Consider the following 23,575-nt stretch of genomic DNA (forward strand, 5'->3'; position numbering starts at 1 on the left):
TATGGTAATATTTCAACATTCTGCTATTTTGATCATGATATCTTGTATGTTTTGTTGTATTTTATTTTTATATGTTGAAAATTGAATTTAGTGATAGGTTTTTTCTTTTTAGTTATTTTATCTTAATTATGTTTATAGGCTCTCTGTTATTGTTATTGCCTATTGCTTGGAATAATGTTGAGAGTTTAAAATATATAGATGTTTTATTTACATCTGTATCTGCTGTTAGCATTACGGGGCTTGTGACTGTTAAGATGGAAAGTTTTTCTACTTTTGGTTTTATTGTAATAATGTTATTGATTCAGTTTGGTGGGCTTGGTTTCATAACAATTACTACCTTTTATTTGCTTATTCCTAAACGCAAGCTCAAGTTAACTGATGTTCGAATAATCAAACAATATTCTCTTTCAAATATTGAGTATAATCCTTTGAAAATTTTGAAAAATATACTTTTTGTGACTTTTTCAATTGAATTAATTGGAGGGATATTAATATTATTGTTTTTTAAAATTCGAGGTATTAAGATTTCATTACTTGAGGCTTTATTTACTGCTGTTTCAGCATTTTGTAATGCAGGGTTTTCGATGCATTCTGAGAGTATTTATGCATGGCGTGATGTTCCTGAGGCCATAATTGTTATTGCTATATTGATTATTTGTGGAGGACTTGGATTTATGGTATATCGTGATGTTACTAATACTATGAAGTATCGTAAAAAATTATCCCTTCATGCTAAAATTGTCTTTACGCTTAGTTTTTTTTTAATTCTTTTTGGTGCAGTTGTGTTTTTTTTCTCAGAAATTCATAAACTCAGAGATGGTTATTCACTTGGGACTTTAATATTTAATGCAATATTTTATTCAATAAGTACAAGAACAGCTGGTTTTAATTATCTTGACAATGCTCTTATTTCTAGTAGAACCCAAATGCTTTCTTTGCCATTTATGTTTATTGGTGGTGCTCCAGGTTCAACTGCTGGAGGAATAAAAATTACTACTTTTTTCTTAATTATTCTTGCAGTAATAAAATCTCAAGATGGTAATGGTTATATTATTGGTTCTTATAAAGTCTCAATTGATAGTATAAGATTTGCACTTTTATTTTTTGTAAGAGCTGTTTTTATTTTATGTTTTTCATTTTTTGTTCTTCTTGCTGCTGAGAGTGGTGGAAAATGGAGAGTCATTGATTTGGGATATGAGGTTTTTTCTGCTTTTGGTACTGTTGGTTTATCAGTTGGGGTTACACAAGATTTGTCATTTTTAGGTAAAGTAATTATAATTTTTACTATGTTTGCGGGTAGAATAGGGCTTTTTTCGATGGCAATTTTTGTTTCTAGAAATTCTCGTTTTGAAGAATTTACAAGACCACGACAGGATATTTTGGTGTGTTAGAATAAAGTGAAAACATTTGTTATTATTGGTCTTAGTAATTTGGGAATTCATATTCTTGAAAATTTAAGTAAGCTTGATTGTCAAATAATTATTGTTGATACTTCAAAAGAATTGGTTGAAGAATACGATGTAATTGCTACAGAAAGTTTTATTTTAGATCAGTTTACTAAGAATGCATTAAAAAAAATTATTCCTGTAGATACTGATGCTGTTATTATTGATTTTGATAATGATCTTGGGAAAAGTGCTCTTGTTACTCATTATTGTAATCTCTTAGGTGTGAAGGAAATATGCGTTAAGACTGAAGATGGGGATGATGCTGAAATATTAAAAACTCTTGGTGCTACAAGAATTATATTTCCAAGCAAGGATGCTGCTCGAAGATTGACACCATTGTTGGTATCTCCTAATCTTTCAACATATAGTATTGTTGGGCATGATATTATTGTTGCTGAGACAATTATTCCAAAAGAATATGTAGGTAAAACTTTGCTTGAGGCTGATTTGAGAAGTGAGAAAGGTATTACTGTTATTGCTGTTAGAAATTTAAGTAATTCTAGATATGAACTTGTGGATGGAGATTATTTTTTCTTAAAGGATGATAAGATTGTAATTTGTGGTAAACCTGATAAGATTGAAAATTTTACAAATAATAAAGATTTGATTAAAGATTTAATATCAGTTTCTAAAACAAAGGATACTTCTTATAAGGAAAGTTCTAAAAAATTAGGCTTTTTAAAGTTTTTTGATTTTATGAAAAAGTTTAATAAAGATAAGAAAAATAATTAATAGGATTTTAAGATGACTAAAATTATTCCTGTTGCAAGTGGAAAGGGAGGTGTTGGAAAAACATCTTTTGTTGCTAATATTGGTTATAAACTTGCACGTTTAGGTAAGACTGTGATACTTGTTGATCTTGACCTTGGAGGTTCTAATCTTCATACTTGTTTAGGTGTTAAGAATACTGGTGTTGGCATAGGTTCTTTTATTAATAAACAAGAAAAAGATTTTTCAAGTTTAATTCTTAAAACTCCTTATAAAAAGCTTTATTTGGTTCCAGGAGATGCCCTTTATACGGGTACGGCCAATATTCCTTTTTCTATAAAGAAGAGAATAATAGATTCTATTCAAAGAGAACTTGTTGCTGATTTCGTTTTTATAGATTTAGGGTCAGGTACGTCTTATAATACAGTGGATTTTTATTTGTCATCTTATAGTGGCATAATTATTACTGTTCCAGAAACACCTTCAATTCTTAATGCTTATTCTTTTTTAAAAAATGCTCTCTATAGACTTCTATATTTAGGTTTTCCTCCAAAAAGTCCTGAACGAGAATATATTAGTAATTTTTTTAAAAATAAAATAGAAGGTACAAACGTTAAATTTAAAGATTTAGTTTTAGGTATTGAAGTTATATCTTTAAGTTCTTCGCTTAAGGTAAAAAAGATGATGAATAGCTTTTATCCTAGAGTTGTATTAAATAGAATAGAGTCTAGCGAAGAGATAGCTATGTGTGAAAATTTAATAAATGTTGTTAAAAATAATATCAATATACCAGTTGAATTTATTGGTTTTATTCCCTTTGCAAAAAGTTTTAGAGCATCTGTTAATAGTAGAATTCCATTTGTTGATTTTGATAGAAATTCAAAACTTAATAAATATTTTGAATTTATTGCGCGTAATTTAATTAAATCACCTGTTGAAGGTTCACCTTATATTTATGATGATATATACGATATGATTAAGGATCAAAGTCAATTTATTAGGAAGTAATTAGATTATAATAATACTTGAAGGAGGGGTAATTTAATGTATAGGCTTAAGAATCAAAATTTGGGTTTTAATATAGAAAACCTAGGAGAATGTAAATATGATAATCCTTTAATTAATTTTTATGCTAATGAGAGTCATGTTCATTTTACTTCTGAAGAGAGTAAAATTAGATTTAACGTTTATAAAAATGAAGAGAGTTGGAATCAATATGAGGATGTTTTTTTAGAAAAGGCTGGACCTAGACGTAAAATTTATTTTGTCCCAAAACATGTTAAAGCTGCAATTACTACTTGTGGAGGTCTCTGTCCAGGTTTTAATGATGTGATTCGTTCAATTGTTAGAACTTTATGGAATGTATATGGAGTATATAATATTTATGGAGTTAAGTTTGGATATAAAGGACTTTTGTCAGAGTCTAATTTGAGTTTTGTTGATTTAAATCCTGATGTGGTTAATGATATTAATCAGCTTGGTGGTACAATACTTGGTTCATCAAGAGGAGGAATTAGACCTGTTGAAATAGTTGATACTTTAGAGAGAATGGGTATTAATATGCTTTTTAATATTGGTGGAGATGGTACACAAAAGGGTTCTATTTTAATTGCTGAGGAGATAGAGAGACGAAATTTAAAAATTGCTGTTATAGGTATTCCTAAAACAGTAGATAATGATTTTATGTTTGTTCAAAAATCTTTTGGATTTGAGACTGCTGTAGAACAATCAGTTGCCGCTGTTGCTGGTGCGCATTTTGAGGCAAATAGTGCTTATAATGGAATAGGTCTTGTTAAGGTGATGGGTAGAGATTCTGGGTTTATTGCTGCTTATACTGCTCTGTCTTCTAATGATGTTAATTTTTGTTTAATACCAGAATTAGATTTTGATATTGAGGGTCCTAATGGACTTCTTGCACATCTTGAGAGACGACTTTTACAAAAAGAAAGTATGGATGAAATTCCTCATGCAGTTATATTGATAGCAGAAGGAGCAGGACAAAAATATTTTGATCCTGGTATTAGGAAGAAAGATGATTCTGGTAATTTACTGCATGAGGATATTGGACTTTATATTAAAGATAAAATTAATGAGTATTTTAAATCTAAAGATATTCCTGTTAATCTTAAATATATTGATCCTAGTTATATTATTAGAAGTTCTCCAGCTAATGCTAGTGATTCTCTATATTGTGCTCGTCTTGGTTCAAATGCTGTTCATGCTGCTATGGCTGGTAAAACGAAATTATTAATTAGCTTGTGGAGCACAAAATTTGTGCATGTTCCCATCAAAATGGCTGTCATTGCTAGGAATAAAGTTAATGTGAATGGTTCTTTCTGGAGGGATGTTCTTGCAAGCACTGGCCAGCCATTTAGTATGAAAAATTAACAAAAAGTAATTTAAGTTTTTTTATTTATTTTGCTGCATTACCAGCAATATTTAATGCATCCCAAGTTTTGGAGAATGGTGGAGAATATGCAAAATCCATCATTCCAAGTTCATTTATTTTAAGTTTTGAATAAATAGCAAGGGATAATGCGTGCATTCTTAGTGCAGCTCCATTTTTTCCAATTATTTGTGCACCAAGAATTTCTTTTGTATCTTGATTATAGATTAGCTTAATATATAAATCTTCTTGATTGGGATAATAGTTTGTATGGTTTTTATCTTTGATAAATACCGTTTTATATTGGATTCCAAGTTTTAATGCCATCTCTTCAGTAAGACCAGATCTAGCTGCTTCTAGTGATAAAACTTTAATAGATGCAGATCCCAATGTGCCTTTAAAAGATACTCGTTTTCCTGCTAGGTTTTCACCAATTATTTTTCCCAATTTATTAGCTGTTGTTGCAAGAGGAATATAATCATTTTGATTGCTTATAATGTTATATATTGTGGCACAATCTCCTGCAGCAAAAATGTTTTTTGCACTGGTTTCACCGTATTCATTTACAATTATTGCACCGTTTTTTAATGTATCAAGTTGACCTTCTAAAAATTCAGTTGCAGGTTTTATGCCTGTAGAGAGTATTACAAGATCTGCTTTGTATTTAGATTTGTTTGTAATAATTCCTTCAACTTTGTCTTTTCCTATTAAACTTGTTACGAATTCATTTGTGTGAAGTAAAACGTTGTTTTTTATAAGCTCTTCTTCCATTATATTTGTGATTTCTTTGTCAAATGATTCTGTTAATATTCGTTTATCCAATTGAATAATTCTTACATTTTTTTTTCGTGCTTTAGTAGCTTCTACCATTTCAATTCCAATATATCCAGCCCCAATTATTATGATGTTTTTTATTTCTTGTTTGTTTAAGAGTTCTCTGATTTCCTTACCATCGTTCATATTTCTTAAAGTATAAAAATTTTTTAGTTTAATATTGTTAATTGGTGGAATTATAGGGGTTCCCCCAGTTGCAATCATTAATTTATCATAGGTATCATTGAATATTTCTTGTGTTTGAAGATTTTTTACTTGAAGAATGTTATTTTTGATATCTACTTTAGTGACTTCGTGTTTAGGAAATACTGATATTCCATTCTGTTTAAATTGTTCAGGTGTCCGGGCTATCATATTATTTGGTTCGTCAAAAAATTTTCCAATGAAATAAGGTAGTCCACAAGCACCAAAGGATGTGGTATTTGTTTTCTCATAAATAACTATATTTAATTCTTTGTTTATTCGTTTTGCTTTTGCTGCAGCGCTTGTTCCTGCTGCAGTTCCTCCAATAATTATTATTTTCATAAGAATTACCTTTTATTTAGTATTTTGATTATTGTAAATGTTTTTATTTAATTGATTAAGATTTTTGGCTGTTATGACCCCTGCAACCATTGAATCACTAACATTAACAGATGTTCGTCCCATATCAATTAACGGCTCTATGGAAATAAATAGGCCAACTAATGAAACAGGTAGATTCATTGATGAGAGAACGATTAAGGATGCTATTGTTGCACCTCCTCCAGCTCCAGCTACTCCAAACGAGGTTATTATTATTATTCCTATGAGTTGTAGTAAGAATGAGGGATCTGTTGGATTGATTCCTTGTGTAGGTGCAATCATGATTGCTAGCATAGCAGGATGTAGTGCTGCGCAACCATTTTGTCCAATAGATGTCCCAAGTGCACTGGAGAGATTTGCAATCCCTTCACTAACTCCTAGTTTTTTAGTTTGCACTTCTACATTGACAGGTATTGTTGCTGCACTGGAACGAGATATAAATGCAAACGTTAGTACTGGCCATACTTTTTTAATAAAAGTTATTGGATTGAGTCTGTTACATGCAATAATCGTCATGTGCATTAAGAGTGTAATACCTATAGCAACATAAGATGCAAGTGCAAATTTTCCAAGTTTCATTATGCTTATAAGATCACTTGTTGCTGATATTTTTGTGATCATTGCTAATATGGCATAAGGTGTTGATTTTAAGATTAAAGTCACTATTCCTAAAGTTAAGTCTTGTGCTGTTGATATTATTTGTTTGAAAAAATCTATTGACTCTGGTTTTTTTTTTGCAACTCTTAGAGCAACAATCCCTACTAAAGCAGCAAATATTACTATTCCTATCGTTGAGTTTGGTCTTGTTCCTGCCATATCTGCAAATATATTGTCTGGAATGAGTTCTGATAGTTTTTGTGTCATTGGAGTTTGGTGTAAAACTTGAAGTTTGCGATCTAATTTTTGCCCTTGCATGATTTCATCAACTCCAGATTGAAGTCCCTCTGCTGTTAATTTGAAAAAAATAGATATACAAATTCCAATTATTGCAGCAATTCCTGCTGTAAATATGAGTATAAATATTACTGATAAGCTCATTTTCCAAATATCTTGGCTATTTGTTAATTTTATTATTGCAGATATTATTGATACTAGTATTAATGGTATTACCATCATTTTAATGAGTCTTATATATCCGATTCCTATGATATTAGTCCATTGAATGGTTTCTTGTATTATTGTTGGGTTTGATTCGTAACAATATTTTATGAGTGTACCAAATATTATTCCTAATCCTAGAGCTATTAATATTCTTTTTGTGAAAGAGATATGTTTTTTACGTAAGAAATATAAAAATCCTATTAATATAAACATTATTGTAACATTTAATATTACATATGTTATTGTCATGTTCATGATTTGGCCTCTTAATTATAGATTTAAAATAATTATTTTTTTGTTAAAATAGTCTATCATAAGATTTGATTATTTTATTTTGTGAATTATCCTCCTTTAAAATTTTGTTAGCAATAATTTTGCCTAGTTGAACTCCTTCTTGATCAAATGAATTGATATTTAGTAGGAATCCTTCAAACATTACTTTATTTTCGTAATGAGAGAGTATTGCACCTATTGTATAAGGAGTGAGTTCTTTAGAGTATATTAATGCAGAGGGTCTCTCTCCTTTAAAACTTTTATTTTGATTTATATTTTCTTTTCCAATAGCAAATGCAATTATTTGAGCTATTAGATTTGCTTTTAGTTTATCATTACTTGATGTTCCATCTAAAGAAACATCTTGCTTTAATTGGGATTGGCTAAATCCTATTAAATCCATTGGTACTATTTCTGTTCCTTGATGAAGCATTTGAAAGAATGAATGTTGCACATCTGTTCCAATTCCTCCCCAAATTATTCTTACTGTTTTATAGTCAATTTGTTCCCCAAATCTGTTTACGCTTTTTCCATTGCTTTCCATTTCAAGTTGTTGTAAATGAAGATAAAAGTCTTCCATTGCTTTTGAATATGCAATAATACAGTTACTGCTATAATTTAGTATATTGCTTTCATATATACTGATTATTGATGCTAGAAGGGGTGCATTTTCTCTTATATTTTTATTTAGTGCCTGTTTGTCAGACTCATGAGCTCCCTTTAATATTTCTTTTGTAATATCTTCTGTGAAGCAAAGGGTTATTAGAGCAAGCCCTACAGCTGATGTTGGTGAAAATCTTCCACCAATTGAATCATGCATAAAAAAGTACTCAAGGTATCCTTTTTCGAGTGCCAACATACTTCCTTGTGATGTAATGATTATAATTTGTTTTTTATATTCTTCAATTCCATTATCTTTTAATTTTTTAATTAAGAATTGCATATTAGATGATGTTTCTAGTGTAGTTCCACTTTTTGATACGACAATAAATAAAGTTTCTTGAAGATTTATTTCGCTTAAAACCTCTTCTGCTTCATCTGGGTCAACATTTGAAATAAAATATGCTTTCATTTTGTATAAATTTTTTTGTTGAGCATAGTTTTTAATTGTAGTGTATAGTGCTTTTGGGCCAAGACTTGAACCCCCAATACCAATTTGTACGACATTTTTAAAAACTTTTCCATTTGTATTTTTAATAGTACCATTTTGTATTTTTTGTGCAAATTCAAAAATTTTATGAAGTTCTCTTTCAAAAAATTCTCGCATATTTTCATTGTTATCTGTAACTGTTGTACCAAGTTGTCCTCTTGTTAAGTGATGTAAAACTTTTCTATTTTCACTAAGATTAATATGTTTTCCATTAATGATTTCTTTATACTTTTCTATTAGATTTGCTTCATCGCTTAAATTTTGAAATAACTTTAAATGAGCTTCATTGATTTGTTTTGTAGCATAGTTATAATGTACGTGATTTCCTTCTATTTTGATGTCATATTCTTGAATTCTGTTTTCATTTAATACTGTCTTTAGTTTTTCGGGATTCATTTGTTTTAATTCTTGAAAACTTTTAAGCTTATTAAGGTCATTATAATGAATCATTAAGCATCCTCCAATAGTTTTTTTGTGTATTTAAATTTAATTTTGTTTTTTTATTTTTATTATTATTATTTTTTTTATTTTTATTATTATTTTTTTTATAAATCTGATTATTTTGTTTTTTTCTGAATAATTTTTGAGTTCTTCTTCACCTTCTTCTGCTTCACTTTTTGTAAATGATTTTCTGACATTATTTTCATCAAGTTCGATTTCAAGTAATCTTTTTTTATCTTCTATTGGAATTACTTTGACGTCGACCTCTTTATATCCAAGTTCTTTTAATACTTGATATCTTCTAAAACCTGCCACTAAGTTTTTATTTTTGTCTATTATTATAGGATAAATCAGCCCATGTTTTTTAATGCTTTCTTTAAGAGTTGTTGTATCTCCTATATTTTTTCTGATTCGTTTTTTGATTTTTATTTGTTCTAAATCTATTAACATATTTTATTAATCCAATTGTATATTTTCTCCATTGACATCTTTATGTTCAATTTCATTATCTTGTTTTTCATCACTGATAAGAGGATTTTTTTTAGGTTCTGTATTATTTGGTTGATCTGTAGTTTTCATACTATCATCTACATTGTTATTGTCATCTGTTATTGTGTTGTTGGTTTCGTTCTCTGTTTTATTGGCATCTTGGATATTATGTTGCATGTTTTCCTCTTGATTGTCGTATTCAAAATCATCATTTTGTATATCCATATTAATATTATCATTAAATTTATCATTATTAATTATATTAGTATTATTTTCATGAATTTTTTCATTTTCTGTTTTATTGTATTGATGAAAATCGTTTGTGAGATATTCAAATTCGGTAGTATCGAAGTTTAGTTCATCATTGTCATTAATGTTGTCAATACCATAAATATTGAATTCCATTTTATTTAAAAATTCAGATTTGTTTTCATAGTATTTTGATTTTTCAAATGGTTGGCTTCCTGTAATGAATATTTCATTTATTATTGTTTCATTAGGTACACCTTCTGGTAATAGACCTGTTTCTGATTGGACTTGTACATTAATTATTCCTTTGGGTCGTATAAATACCTTTTGGGGTAAGTTTTTATGATATTCTGCCATAAACTTACCCCAAGTAGGGCCAGCTAGTGCTGTTCCTGTTCCTGCAGTTCCCAATGAATATCCTTTTTTGTCAAAACCAACCCATATAGCTGTTGTTATATAAGGTGAATATCCTATTGTCCATCCGTCGGCCCAATTTTGAGTTGTTCCTGATTTACCTACAATATCAGATTTAAAATTTTTAAGATTTGTATATCTTTGATTTGATAGAGTACCATATTGAATTGTTGATTTCATCATATCTGTCATAATGTAAGCAGTTTGAGGAGATACTATTTGTGCATTAGCACCTTTATTTTTGATTGATGTTAGTATTTCAGATTCTACATTTGCTATTACTTTTCCATTTCGATCTTCTATATATTTAATTCCATATGGTTCTACTTCTTTTCCATTATTTCCTAAAATAGCAAATGCTCTTGCCATTTGTATTGGAGATGTTGATGTGACTCCAAGTGCAAGGGGATATACTTTAGGGAATATTTTGTTTATTTCATTTTGATCTTTGATTCCTAGTAATTTAGCCGAATATTTAATTGCATTGTCAAAACCCAATTTATCAAGTATTCTAAGGGCGGGAATATTTAGAGATAAAGCTAGTGCTTTGCGTGTTAAGACATTTCCTCGCCATTTCCCTCCATAATTTTCAGGGGCATAAATCTCTCCTTCCTGATTAAAAAAGGCTACTGGAGAATCTGAGAGCATTGTTGCAGCTGTTATTTTTTTTAATTCAATAGCCGCTGAGAAATATAAAACTTTAAATGCGCTTCCAGGTTGAATTTTTGCTTGAGTTGCTCTATTAAATTCGCTTCCCTTTCTATAACCACTTCCTCCAACCATTGCTTTGATGGCTCCTGTTGTGGTGTCTAGTGATATTAATGCACCTTCTGGTTTCACAAGTAAGTTTGGATTTGTTTTATTGTTTATTGTGTAAGCTCTTGTTGCTTTGTCTATTTTATCAATACCTAAAATTGCAGCAAAGCTTGCAAGAAGATCAATATTATCCTCATAAAATTTTCTTGTTTTTAATTTTGTATATTGTCTACCATTTATTCTGGTATTTCTTATGCCAAATAAATCGGCCATTGTATCAATTATTGGTACTATTTCTGAATTTATTACTAATGTTTCAGATGATTTTGTAGAATTATACATTTTTCTTGCTTTTGTAATCATTTCTTGTGTAATTTCATTTGCATGTTTTTGTGCTTCAAGATCAAGTGTTGTATATATTGAGTATCCATCTTTGTATATATTGGCTTCTGATGGTAGATATTGAGTTATTCTTTGTCTTACATATTCTGAAAAATAAGGAGCATGATCTTCTTTGTCAGATATAGCTGGTATATCTGCCATACGAGTCCAGTCATAATTTTGCCAATATTCATTAAATTCTGATTCAGCTAATTCAGGGGTGATAATGCCATGAGATACTACCTGATTTAATACAGCTCTTTGTATTTTCTTTGCGAATTTTGGATTATAAAATGGTGAATAAAGTTTTGCATTGGGTAACTGTATAATCATTAAAACAGCTTCTGCGGTGTTAATATCTTTAACACTTTTGTTGAAGAAAAACTTTGAAGCTGCTACTACGCCATAATTTCCATTTCCAAAATAGACTTTGTTTAAATATTTTTCAAGTATTTCATATTTTGATAATTTTTTTTCAAGCTGTATTGCCCACCAAATTTCATTTAATTTTCTTAAAACAGATCTTTTTGCTTGATTTGTGTAGAGCAGTTTTGCTAATTGTTGTGTTAGAGTACTACCACCTGAGAAATATCTTCCAAGAATAATGTTAAATGCAGCTCTTAAAATTCCCATTAATGAGAAGCCTCTGTGAAAAAAAAAGCTGAGATCTTCTCGTATCAAGAGTGTGTTTATTAAATTATTAGGCATTTCTCTTAACGGTAATAATTCTCTATTCTCATCAGATATAAATTGTGTTATGAGCTTGCCATTGGTATCAAAAAGTTTTGATGGTATAGCAGGGTTTATATTTCCAAATTTTTTATCTTTTTGAATATTTATAGTTTCAACTATGGCAATTGATAAAAAAATGATTGAAAAACTGATAATAAAATAGGTAAAATAAACTAGCATGTTAGCTTTTTTGCTAAAATTAACCCTTTTCAAATTGTATCCTTCTAACGTCTTTCAACGTAATTATACTATAAAATATGATAAACTTAACATTTTGCAAGTTGTTATTAATATAAAAATATTGTTATAATGCCTTTTTATATGGGTTATTTTGCTATTTAAGTTTTTTTAAAATATAAGTTGATTTATGATGAAAATTTGGAAAGATTAGAACTTTATGTGTGGGTGTTGGTGTTTTTAAAGTAAACAGTAAAAATAATAAGAATTACAGATTTAATGTATTGAAGGATGAATTATTTTTATGTGAGTTTTTTTGAAATTTTTATTTATAGAGTTGCTTTTTAGGAATAGATTTGATCTTTGTATGTCTGTTGAATAAAGTGTGAACTATTGGTTGTATCTAATATTTTGGGATAGAATTATTTTAAAGTATATGCATAAATTAAAATTTTTGAATTGTATTGCTTTAAAGTTCCTGAATATCAATTTTAATATGTTTGTTAGATTTCAAAGGAGAGGTTTATGTTTTTTTCTAAAAAAATAAAAGATTATGAAGCTAAATATAGGGGTAAGGAAATTAAAATGAGTACTGAAATTAATAGTTTCCTTAATATTAAAAATTCTGTTGAAATAAAAGTTGGTACTTATGTGGTGGTTGGTGTTATTTATTCTATTTCTATGAATTTTATTAAAATTATTTTGCAACAAGATGAAATTTTACCCATCTTGGCACAGAATGGAAATTTAGGCAATCTTAATATTAAAAATTATGACAATAATGTCGTGGATAATGCTTTTTGTATTCCGTCTTTAATTGTTAAGTTGGTAAGTACATCTTCTTATTCTATTCAAAATAAGGAATATAATTTGTTGACTTTAGAATTTGTATCTTCTATGCCAGAAGAAATTTTAGTTAAAATTGGTAAATTGCTTGATTTAAAGCTTGGTCAAAATCAAAGGATTCATGAGCGTATTATTATTGATAAAGAGTCTTTAAAAAAACTTAATCTTGCTTCTGATAAAGCTTTTATTGAAGTTAATGGCATTAAGCATAAATGTTTGATTAAAGATATGTCTTATGGAGGTGCTCTTTTGATATCTTATTTTGATTATGAAAAATTAGAAGAGAGTAATACCGATTTGATTTTGAGTTTTGATGTTGCAGATAAGAAAGTCTCTATTGTGGGACAGGCAAGAAATTTGAGTGTTATTCAAACGCCTAATGGTAAAGTTTTAGCTATAGGTATTGCATTTTGTGAAGAAAAAATTCCTCTTGACTATATAATGTTAATACATGATTATTTTAATTAGAGGATTTATGCTTAGTAATATTGTTTATGTTTCTCTTCCTGAGAATTTTACAAGTCATATTAAAGGTTTTTTATTTGATCCTAAGGTATTATTGCCTGTTGAGGTTAGTGATATTGAGCACTTTTCTCAAGATGAACTTAGTTTTGAATCCATTATGTCTGCAATTCTTAAGATTTCTGCTTATGACCAAAATAATGTTAACTTTCCTTATTATAAGAAGCTTTTATTAGCTTTAAATCCAAATATTATTAATATTCTTATTAATGTTGGTCTTTCTAAGATTGATGAGGGAGATTATAATTTGGCTCTTGAAATTTTTTTGTCATTAAAAGGTGTTGAAGGTGAGAATGAGGTTATTCTTTTTAATTTAGCTTTATTATATGAAAAAATGGCTGAAAATTTTTTAAGACTTGAGCAACATATGGATGCTATTAGTAGTAATCAAAATGCTTTAAATATTTATGAAAGGCTATTAACACTTGATAGTCCTAATGAAAATGTATTTGCAAATGCTGGTTTTTTTTTTGTTAAGCAATATAAATTAGATAGGGCGCAAGAACTACTGAGGCATTATTTAAGAATTTCTAATAATTTAGGATTAAAGAATAAGGTAAATGAAATTTTAAATGTTATAGAAGTTCATAAAGATTTAGCTTTAAATCTTGAGAGAATATATGATTTGATAATTTTATCAAAGGAAGATGAAGCTATTTGTGAACTTATTAAGCTATTAGAATATCACAAAGATTCCTGGAATATTTGGTTTTTGCTTGGATGGGGGTATAGAAGAAAGGGATTTTACTTGCAGGCAAAAGATGCTTTTCTTAAAGTGTTGTTTTTTGATTCTAATAATGTTGATGCTATGAATGAAATTTCAATTTGTTTAATGGAGTTATTTAAATTTGATGAAAGTCTTAAATATTTACTTAGAGCATTAGAACTTGAACCTGATAATATTAAAATTATTTCAAATCTTGGTATTCTTTATTTAAAGATGGAGCGTAAAAAAGAGGCTAGGGAATATTTTCAAATTATTCTTGAATATGATCCAAATGATCCTATTGCTCTTAAGTATTTGGAATTGTTAGAAAAATAATTTAAATTTATTCAGAAATAAATTTGTCTAGACTTGCTTTTTTGAGTCTATTATTGATTGAATATCCAAGTTGATTATTATCTACAAATTCAGCAAGTATTTGTTTATGTGTTCTCTCAGATTCTACAAAAACTTTATAAATATTTTTTGCATATTCTTCTAATGTGTTAAATACACAGATGTGATTTGTATTCCAAAGCTTATTAAACCAATATGATTTAATAGTATTTTTCATAATGAGTATTTTTGTATCTTGTTGTGATATATACTTTCTTATATTATCTTTTTGTCTAAATAAATAAACGGGTATGCGTGGTCTATAATGTTCCAATAAATTTCCTGGTGATTGTTGGAGTATTTTTTTCCCTAATGAATATTCTACATTAAATTTTCCATTAAGTTCTCTCTCTATCATTTCTTTTGTTATTGATCCTGGTCTTAATATTGATACGTTGCTTTTAGCGTCGAAACTTATAACAGTTGATTCTATTCCAATTTGTGATACTTCATTTTTCTGAATGATTCCTTTAACAAGACCGTTAAGTTCTTTTATTGCCATTTCGAAATTAGTGGCACTGGGACGTTTTGATAAATTTGCTGATGGAGCTGCTATTGGAACTTTGCTCATTTTGATTAATTTGAGAGCTATGGGGTCTGAAGGTATTCTGACTGCTATACTTTCAAGACCTCCATTTATTAATTTAGATATCTTGCCCGCATTTTTTAATATGAATGTTATGGGACCTGGGGTAAATTTTTTCATTAAAATCATAGCACTATCTGGTATATATTCTACCAGTTCTTTTATTTTTTCTATTGATTCAACATGTACTATTAGGGGATTTGTAATAGGACGTTTTTTTACTATAAAGAGCATTCGTATAGCATTCTCATCATATGCATTAGCGCCAATGCCGTATACTGTTTCTGTGGGAAATACTACTAATTCTCCTGAATTAATGAATTTCACTGCTTTTTCTATTTCACTTTCTTTTATTACTTCTGTTTTCATTAATGCTACCTATTAAGGTTATCTTAGCATATTTATTAAATCAAAAAAATTGAAAATAAACAATTTAGGCCAACTAATTAATTTTGTGTTATAAGTCTTATGCTTTATATTGTAATATGCAATATGATACAATGTGTAATTATGATAGGTTTATTTGGTCTTAGGGCTATTGACTTGAGGTTTGTGTTTTTATTTTTGATTGTTGTTACTATGCAATTAAATAGTGCTACTGTAGGGCTTGCTTCGTGGTATGGCGAAGCTTTTCATGGTAAGACTACTGCTAATGGCGAAAAATTTGATATGACTGCTCTTACAGCGGCTCACAAGGAGCTTCCATTTAATAGTGTTGTGAGAGTTACCAATTTACTTAATAATAGAACTGTTGTTGTAAGGATTAATGACAGGGGACCTTTTAGAAGAGATAGGATAATTGATTTATCAAAATCTGCTGCTGAAAAGTTAGATTTTATAGGAATAGGTGTTGCTCCTGTAAAAATTGAAATATTAAAACAAGTTGATGTAAAAAATATTGAAAACCAAAAATCTGAGAACAATCTTGATGTTAAAGATGCTTCTAAGAGTAATTCTAATAGTGATGTTGTTGATCTAAAAGCAGATAAAAATGTTATTGTAGGTAAGGAACATACTGAGGTTGCAGGTCAAATTTTAAATGATACAGATAAAGAGCCAGATTTTTACATACAAGTTGGTTCTTATAAGACTAAAGATTATGCTCAAAGGGCTTATAAGATACTTGAAAAAGCTGGTCTTAATGTTTTTGTAAACTCACATGGACCTTTTTTTACAGTATTTATTCCTACTTATGCTGATGATGTACAGAAGAATGTTGAACTCATTAAATCTACAGGATATAAGGACATTTTGGTAAGAAAGACTAAAATTCCGGGAAATAATATCCTTATGGATTAATATTTTGATCTATTTTAAAAAATGTATTTATTGTATGTTTGATAGTTGTAAAGTTTGAGTAGTAAGTTTTGATTTTAGGTAATGATTTTAAAAATGATTTGCCATAAGTTTTGTTGCAAATTCTTTTATCAAAACATACTATGATTCCATAATCTTTAGAGTCCCTAATTAGTCTTCCAAATCCTTGTTTAAATTTCATTATTGCTTGTGGTAATGTTTCTTTTATAAAAAAATTTTCATTTGTTTTTTTAGCCAATTCATTTTTTGCTATTAAGATTGGATCTGAAGGAGTTTGAAATGGCAGTTTGGGGATGATAATCATTGTTAATTGATCTCCTTTAATGTCAATTCCTTCCCAAAAATTTTTTATTCCTATAAGTACGCTTTTTTTGGGTGATTTTTTGAATGAATTTATAAGTTCATTTTTTGGTAATTGTCCTTGTATGAAAATGTTTATGTCATTTTCAAATAAAAAATCTTTGATATTTTTACTTATGTATTCTAAACTTTTAAGCGAAGTTAATAAAATTAGGGTTCCTCCTTTGTTTAATATCACAAGTTCTTTAATATATTTTGTTGATTGATTTAAAAATTCTTCTTCATTGTTAGGGTTTTCAATATCTGATGTAATTGTGAGTATTGATTTTTCTTGATAAGGAAACGAGTATGGTAAATTTTCCATTTCGATGTGTTTATTACTTAAATTTAGTCCCGTTTGATTTAAAAAGTATGAAAATGATTGATTTATTATAATAGTAGCCGATGTAAAAATTATTCTTTTTGTTCGTTGATACATGATTTTATTTAGTTCTGGACCTAAATAAATTTCTGATGTTTGAAATAAAGGGATATTTTTTTTATTGTCTATCCAAAAACAAAGATTATCATCTTGATTTTCAGATATAAAATTTTGAATTAATAATTTTTTTTGATCTAAATTTTTAATGAGTCTATTTAGCTCTATTTTTGCTGTTTTGTTTTCTATATTTTGTATTATTGATCTTATGGTTATTTGATAATTTTCTAGATTATAAATGATATTTTGTAGATATGTTTTAATACGTATATAAAAGTTTGTTTTATGTGTATCACTGGTAATTCTGTAGATTGATGGTAATTTTTCTTGTGTGTTTATTATATATTCTATGTTTTCAAAGTTTTGTATTGTGAAAATTTCAAAATCTTTCTTATAGATGTTATTTATGTTTTGTCGTTTAATTATTTTATCTATTTTTATAAAAATTTGTTTTATTCCAGTTTTTGAAAAATTTTTATTAAATAAGCTTCTTGCAGCTTCTTCTAAATAGTGAGCCTCATCAACTATTATGTTTTTTATGCTAGGTAATATTAAATTGATATTTATGTTTTCTTCTTCAAAATTATTTTCATGATTTTCTTTTTCCATTAGTATTTCGTTTCTTATATAAAGGTCGTTTAATAGTAAATGGTGATTGGTTATAATGATATCGCATTTTAATATTTTATTTCTTGCTTTTTTAAAAAGACATTTGTTCTCATTAGGACAGGTAATTTCTGAGCATGTTTCAGGATTTGCTGATACTTCTTCCCAAATTTGTTCATCTATAAAATTAAGTTCATCTTTATCTCCTGTTTTTGTGTTTTGTGCCCAATAGATTAATGTTTCTAAATTTTTTTTATTTAGTGTATGGGCTAGAAGGCTTTTTTTGAGTTCTTCGAGTCTTCTAAGGCAGATATAATTTTTCATTCCTTTAATTATGCCAAACTTAATTTTAAAAGGAATAATCCTTTTTAAGGATTTAATATCTTTTTTTATTAATTGTTCTTGAAGATTAATTGATGATGTTGAAATTATGACTTTTTCTTTTGTTTGGTGAATGAAATCAATAGCAGCAATTAGATATGCAAAACTTTTTCCAGTTCCTGTTGGTGCTTCAATGACTAAAAAGTTTTCATCCCTAAAGGTTTGTTTTATTTTGTCTATCATCCTAAGTTGTGTATCTCGTCTTACAAATCCTTTGATATTTAGTTCTGCTTGTTGAATTATATATTCACTTAAGTTCATTTATGCAGCATCCTTTTATTATTTTTGCAAATTTTTTATGTACTGTGATTAATTTTATTGTATATTTTAAATTTTTTGATGTTTTATATTATGATATTGTAAGTTTATTATTGTTGTTCATTTTAGTAGTTGGTTTTTAATATATTTTTATATGTCATTTAGATAGTAATTAAAATTTTTATCATTGCTTTTGATTTTAAAATTTATGTTTAAGTCATTTCTTTACCATATTATTGTCTTGTTATATCATTTATTTTATGACTTTTTTAAATAATATGAAGCGTCCCATTATGATTTTAGCCCCAATGGAAGATGTTACAGATACTGTTTTTAGAAATTTAATTAATTTGATTGGAAATGGAAAGGACGGTCCTGATATTTATTTTACTGAATTTATTTCTGTAAAAGGACTTCTAAATAAATCAAAGAACTCAATGCAACATATTTTGACAAAAAATGATGAGCTTAGTCGACCTTTGATTGCTCAGATTTGGGGTGATGATCCTGATAAGTTTGTGAAGGCAATAGAAATTTTGAGTAATTTAGGATTTTGGGGAATTGATCTTAACATGGGTTGTCCAAAGAAAAAAATAGTTAAAAAGGGTGTTTGTTCTGCTTTAATTAATAATAAGTCCTTAGCCCATGAAATAATTATTGCAAGTAAAGAGGCATGTTTAAAGTATGGGCTACCTCTTAGCGTTAAAACTAGACATGGTTTTTTTTGTTCTGAGGTTGAAGATTGGTTGGGTTTTCTACTTAAGTTAGGTATTGATATGTTAACTGTTCATCCTAGGCTTGTTATTAATCAAAGTGAAGGGCCTATAGATGTTAATGTATTTGATGAACTTGTTAAATTAAGAAATAAAATTAATCCTTATGTAGTAATTATTGGAAATGGAGATGTTTTAAGTTTGAATCAGGCATATCAAATGATTAATAAGTATTCTATTGATGGAATAATGTTTGGTCGTGGAATATTAAAAAATTTAAACTTATTTAGAAGAGATGAACCTAACTTTTTAGATAGTGATTTAAATTTTAGATTAAATATATTAAAATTGCACATAACGGATTTTCATTCTACTTGGGGTATTACTAAAGATTTTAATAAACTTAAGAAGTATTTCAAAATTTATTTTAATGAAAATGAGATATGTAGTGAATATTTTTATAATATTATGAGTTCAAATAATTATGATGAACTTTTTGAAAATCTAAGTCGAATTAATGTTATAGGAGATAAGCTTAAATAATGAGCGAAGAACTTTCAAGCAGTTATGATCCTAAGGTTTTTGAGGATAAAATTTATAAGAGATGGTTGGATAATGGTGTCTTTAGTCCTGATGATAAGATCGAATTAAAATTTAGCATGGTAGCACCTCCTCCAAATGTGACAGGTATTCTTCATATGGGACATGCTCTTAATTTTACTTTGCAAGATATTCTTGTTCGTTATAAAAGGATGAAGGGATTTAATACTCTTTGGCTTTTTGGGACAGATCATGCTGGAATTGCAACTCAGACAGTTTTTGAAAAACAACTTAGAGAACTTGGCAAAAGTAAAGATGATTTTAGTCGTGAAGAATTTATTGAAGGAATTCTTGAATTAAAAAATAAGCATAGAAAAATAATTGTTAATCAGGTAGAAAAGCTTGGAGCTTCTTATGATCATTTACGTGAGAGGTTTACTCTTGATGATGGACTTTCAAGGGCTGTTAATAAAGTTTTTATTGATTTATATAATAAGGGGCTGATTTATAAGGGAGAATATCTTGTAAATCTTGATCCTGGTTCTGGAAGTGTTGTTAGTGATGAAGAAGTTGAATATAAGGAAATTTTGGGTAAGATTTATTTTGTTAAATATTTATTGTGTGATGGTGGTTTTATTGAGGTTGCAACTACTAGACCTGAGACAATGTTTGGGGATGTAGCTATTGCTGTTAATCCCAATGATGAGAGATATAAATCTTTAATTGGAAGAGAGGTTATAATTCCTATTGCAAATAGAAAAATTAAGATAATAGCTGATGATTATGTTGATATGGAATTTGGTAGTGGAGCTTTAAAAATAACACCTGCTCATGATCCTAATGATTTTGAGATTGCAAAAAGGCATAATCTTGCCAAGATAAATATTTTGAATAAGAATGCAAAGCTTAATGAAAATGTTCCAATTGAGTACCAAGGTTTAAGTGTTAATGCTGGAAGAAGTAAAATAGAGAAAGATTTAAGAGATAAAGAATTTTTAATAGATGTGAAAAATCATAAGCATCAGGTGGGGCATTGTCATAGATCTGGAGAAGTCATTGAACCTTATTTATCAAATCAGTGGTTTGTAAAGATGAAACCGTTAGCCGATGCTGCTTTACAAGCATTAATTGATGGTAAGATTAGGTTTTATCCTAGGAAATGGGAAAATACATATAAGCATTGGTTATCAAATATTAAAGATTGGTGTATATCTAGGCAGTTGGTTTGGGGACATAGAATTCCTGCTTGGTATGATGTTCAGACAGGAGAGATTGTTGTTAGTGAATTTGATCCTTCATTGAGTAAAAATTATAGTGGAAGAAGTTTTGTTAGAGATTCAGATGTACTTGATACTTGGTTTTCTTCTTGGTTGTGGCCATTTTCTTCTCTTGGATGGCCGGATGTAACTTTTGATCTTAAAAATTATTATCCTACAACTACTTTAGTTACTGCTTATGACATAATATTTTTTTGGGTAGCAAGGATGGTAATGGCAGGACTTGAGTTTATGGGAGAAGTTCCATTTAGAGATATATATATAACTCCTCTTTTAAGAGATAAAAAGGGACAAAAGATGTCAAAATCTTTAGGTAATGGCATCGATCCTCTAAAGATTATAGAGCAGTATGGAAGTGATGCATTGCGATTTACTCTTTCATTTTTGTCCGTACAAGGACAGGATTTAAATATTGACACTAAAGATTTTATGTTTGGAGCTAAATTTGCAAATAAAGTATTTAATGCATCTAAGTTTATTTTATCAAATTTGAAGGGTAGACTAGTATTAGATAGTTTAGAATTTGATGACATTGATAAGTGGTTGATTACAAGGTTAAATGCAACTGTTGCTGTTATAGATTGGTCATTTGAAAATTATAAGTATAATGAGGCTACAAAAGCGGTATATGAATTTTTTTGGAATGATTTTTGTGATTGGTATATTGAAATTAGTAAGATTAATTTATGTAGTGATGATTTTGATTTACAGAATATAACCATTTCCAAATTAATTTTTTTCCTAAAAGAATCTTTGCTTATTATGCATCCCTTTATTCCTTTTATTACCGAAGAAATTTATTCTAAGGTTATGTCGTTAGAATATATATTGGCTTTAAAAAAGTATCCTGAAGTTACAATGCAAAGGGATTTTGGAGAAGCATGTCAACAATTTAATTTATTTAAAGACTTTATTATTTCAATTAGGACTCTTAGAAGTGAATTTAATATAGTTCCTAATATTAAGATTAATGTTGCTTTGAAATTTGGTAATACTTTTCAGTCTGAAAAGTATTTTAGAAGAAATGAATATATTGCAAAAAAACTTATTAATTTTGATTATATTTTTTACAATGAAAATTATGAAAATATGATAGGAGTTCCTAATGTTAATTTTGAAAGTTTTGCAGATATTAAAGATCTCATAGATACTGATAAAGAACTTACAAAACTTAGTAAACAATTAGAAAAATATGAAAAACTTAAAAATGTAACTCTTCAAAAGCTTGGGAATCAAAATTTTTTATCAAATGCTCCTGATGAAATTATTAATTTTGAGAAGTTAAAATTAGAAGAATTTGATTCTTTTATTGTTAGAATTAGTAATTATATTTCTAATTTAAAGAAATCTAGTTACTAATTAGATTTTGTTTGTATTATTCTTTTTGTGCTACTAGCATATGTCTTTTGTTGTTAAATTCTTTTATTTTAAGATAATTAAAATTGGCAAGTTTTAATCCGTCTTTCACAATTCTTGCTGAAGAAAATGTTGAGAGTTTTGTTCCAGTTTTACTTTTTTGTGAGATTATTGTAAATATTTCTTTGTTCCACATTCTAATATTTTTGCTTGGAGTAAATCCATCTAAAAACCAGTAATCTATGTATTTTGGTAATTCTTTAAGTTTGTCTTTAGCATCACCAATGAGGATTTTTAAATTAATATTACTTGATATTTTGTATTTGATATTTTTTATTGGTATTTTTGGATATTTTTTAAGCATTATCTTGAAATATTGTATATCGTTATTAAAAAATTGTGATATTTTTTTATTTGTTCTTTTTTTAATGGAAATTTTTCAATTGAGTAATAGTTGATTTTTGTTTTAATATTGTTTTCTGTTAAATATTTTAAGAGAGCTATTAAATTTAGCCCTGTTCCAAATTCTAATTCTGCAATTTTTATGTTTTTGGTGGTTGTAAGTTCTTTTTCTAGTTGACATCCTTTAATAAATACGTAATTGCTCTCTTCAAGTCCATATTGAGGATCGTAATAAATGTCTTTAAATTTACTTGAATATATTGTTTTACCTTTGAATATTAATTTGTGTGTCATTTTTATGAATAAATTATAAGATAATAATTTAATCTCTCTAGGAGAGAATAAATTAAAAAATCCATCACTCTTAAAGATAATAACAGTAATGTTATATATATATTGACCCTGAATTTTGTTTGACTAGGATAATAGGATGTAGCTACTAAATTTAAAAATTTTTTCTTTTAAAGAGAAACTAAATTACGATTTAGCTTCTCTTTTTTCTTATTCTTCTATAATAGCTATTATTTCTTTTGCTTTTAGAATTAGATGTTCTTTATCTTCAATCTTTACAGCAGCCCCAGCATATTTTTCATAAAGCACTGTGTCTCCGACTTTAACATTAATTTCTTCTTTGTTGGAGCCAATAGCCATAACTGTTCCAATATGTGTTTTCTCTTTTGCATTTTCTGGTATATATAATCCTGAAGTTGTTTTACTTTCGGCTTCTTTTATTTTTATTAAAACTCTATCAGCTAAAGGTTTAATATTTTTCATTTTCAAACATCTCCTTA

General features: G+C 28.1%; 17 protein-coding genes and 1 pseudogene. 9 read left to right on the plus strand and 9 right to left on the minus strand.

The genetic code is table 11. The annotated features are described in order from the left end of the window. Positions 1-71: 71 nt before the first annotated feature. The 4 genes from BRE_RS03670 to BRE_RS03685 are packed head-to-tail and all read left to right on the plus strand — an operon-like array spanning position 72 to position 4,544. Entirely contained in the window at positions 72-1,391 is a 1,320-nt protein-coding gene (locus BRE_RS03670; RefSeq protein WP_012539116.1) for a TrkH family potassium uptake protein, read from the plus strand. 6 nt (positions 1,392-1,397) lie between these two features. Further along, positions 1,398-2,180, plus strand: a complete 783-nt coding sequence (locus tag BRE_RS03675; RefSeq protein ID WP_012538463.1) for a potassium channel family protein — start codon at positions 1,398-1,400, stop codon at positions 2,178-2,180. A gap of 12 nt (positions 2,181-2,192) precedes the next feature. Then, the gene (locus tag BRE_RS03680) at positions 2,193-3,164 is read left to right on the plus strand and encodes a nucleotide-binding protein (protein WP_012538464.1); all 972 of its coding nucleotides are present in this window, start codon (positions 2,193-2,195) and stop codon (positions 3,162-3,164) included. Positions 3,165-3,200: 36 nt separating this feature from the next. Continuing rightward, positions 3,201-4,544 carry an ATP-dependent 6-phosphofructokinase gene (locus tag BRE_RS03685; RefSeq protein WP_012539117.1) on the plus strand — a complete coding sequence of 448 codons (1,344 nt, stop codon included), beginning with the start codon at positions 3,201-3,203 and terminating at the stop codon, positions 4,542-4,544. Between the two features lie 25 nt (positions 4,545-4,569). On the opposite strand, the gene BRE_RS03690 is transcribed toward BRE_RS03685, so the two are convergent. Genes BRE_RS03690 through BRE_RS03710 form a run of 5 tightly spaced genes read right to left on the minus strand, consistent with a single transcriptional unit; the run spans position 4,570 to position 12,106 of the window. Then, positions 4,570-5,901 (minus strand): CoA-disulfide reductase, encoded by a 1,332-nt coding sequence (locus BRE_RS03690; protein WP_012539118.1) that lies wholly within the window; start codon positions 5,899-5,901, stop codon positions 4,570-4,572. A gap of 12 nt (positions 5,902-5,913) precedes the next feature. Further along, positions 5,914-7,296, minus strand: coding sequence for an L-cystine transporter (locus BRE_RS03695; RefSeq protein ID WP_012539119.1), 1,383 nt, complete (start codon positions 7,294-7,296; stop codon positions 5,914-5,916). Positions 7,297-7,339: 43 nt separating this feature from the next. Continuing rightward, positions 7,340-8,914 carry a glucose-6-phosphate isomerase gene (locus tag BRE_RS03700; protein ID WP_012539120.1) on the minus strand — a complete coding sequence of 525 codons (1,575 nt, stop codon included), beginning with the start codon at positions 8,912-8,914 and terminating at the stop codon, positions 7,340-7,342. A gap of 36 nt (positions 8,915-8,950) precedes the next feature. Beyond that, on the minus strand, positions 8,951-9,355 hold the full coding sequence (locus tag BRE_RS03705; RefSeq protein ID WP_012539121.1) for a ParB N-terminal domain-containing protein: 405 nt from the start codon (positions 9,353-9,355) through the stop codon (positions 8,951-8,953). Between the two features lie 6 nt (positions 9,356-9,361). After that, positions 9,362-12,106, minus strand: a complete 2,745-nt coding sequence (locus tag BRE_RS03710; protein WP_198004638.1) for a penicillin-binding protein 1A — start codon at positions 12,104-12,106, stop codon at positions 9,362-9,364. A 522-nt stretch (positions 12,107-12,628) separates the two neighbouring features. Between BRE_RS03710 and plzA the strand changes: the two genes are divergently transcribed. After that, on the plus strand, positions 12,629-13,417 hold the full coding sequence (gene plzA / locus BRE_RS03715) for a c-di-GMP-binding receptor PlzA (protein WP_012539123.1): 789 nt from the start codon (positions 12,629-12,631) through the stop codon (positions 13,415-13,417). Between the two features lie 7 nt (positions 13,418-13,424). Then, positions 13,425-14,513 (plus strand): tetratricopeptide repeat protein, encoded by a 1,089-nt coding sequence (locus BRE_RS03720; RefSeq protein WP_232212701.1) that lies wholly within the window; start codon positions 13,425-13,427, stop codon positions 14,511-14,513. A gap of 7 nt (positions 14,514-14,520) precedes the next feature. Here the strand turns inward: BRE_RS03720 and BRE_RS03725 are convergent, their stop codons facing one another. Next, entirely contained in the window at positions 14,521-15,525 is a 1,005-nt protein-coding gene (locus tag BRE_RS03725) for an L-threonylcarbamoyladenylate synthase (protein WP_012539125.1), read from the minus strand. A 141-nt stretch (positions 15,526-15,666) separates the two neighbouring features. Between BRE_RS03725 and BRE_RS03730 the strand changes: the two genes are divergently transcribed. Beyond that, positions 15,667-16,455 carry a septal ring lytic transglycosylase RlpA family protein gene (locus tag BRE_RS03730; protein WP_049752017.1) on the plus strand — a complete coding sequence of 263 codons (789 nt, stop codon included), beginning with the start codon at positions 15,667-15,669 and terminating at the stop codon, positions 16,453-16,455. Here BRE_RS03730 and BRE_RS03735 read toward each other — a convergent pair. After that, on the minus strand, positions 16,445-18,499 hold the full coding sequence (locus BRE_RS03735) for an ATP-dependent DNA helicase (RefSeq protein WP_012538475.1): 2,055 nt from the start codon (positions 18,497-18,499) through the stop codon (positions 16,445-16,447). The genes BRE_RS03730 and BRE_RS03735 overlap by 11 nt on opposite strands. A 257-nt stretch (positions 18,500-18,756) precedes the next feature. Here BRE_RS03735 and BRE_RS03740 point away from each other — a divergent pair, with 257 nt between their 5' ends. Further along, the gene (locus BRE_RS03740) at positions 18,757-19,752 is read left to right on the plus strand and encodes a tRNA dihydrouridine synthase (RefSeq protein WP_041178158.1); all 996 of its coding nucleotides are present in this window, start codon (positions 18,757-18,759) and stop codon (positions 19,750-19,752) included. Then, positions 19,752-22,385 (plus strand): valine--tRNA ligase, encoded by a 2,634-nt coding sequence (gene valS, locus BRE_RS03745; RefSeq protein ID WP_012539127.1) that lies wholly within the window; start codon positions 19,752-19,754, stop codon positions 22,383-22,385. The genes BRE_RS03740 and valS overlap by 1 nt, the downstream gene beginning before the upstream one ends. Positions 22,386-22,401: 16 nt before the next feature. Here the strand turns inward: valS and mnmD are convergent. Together mnmD and groES are read right to left on the minus strand one after the other, a co-directional pair. Continuing rightward, positions 22,402-23,078 (minus strand): annotated as a pseudogene (gene mnmD / locus BRE_RS03750) (tRNA (5-methylaminomethyl-2-thiouridine)(34)-methyltransferase MnmD). Positions 23,079-23,285: 207 nt separating this feature from the next. After that, positions 23,286-23,558: a co-chaperone GroES gene (gene groES / locus BRE_RS03755; protein WP_014696557.1), complete on the minus strand. Its 273-nt coding sequence runs from the start codon at positions 23,556-23,558 to the stop codon at positions 23,286-23,288. Between the last annotated feature and the right edge of the window lie 17 nt (positions 23,559-23,575).

The organism is Borrelia recurrentis A1, assembly GCF_000019705.1.
GTDB classification, from domain to species: Bacteria; Spirochaetota; Spirochaetia; order Borreliales; family Borreliaceae; genus Borrelia; species Borrelia duttonii.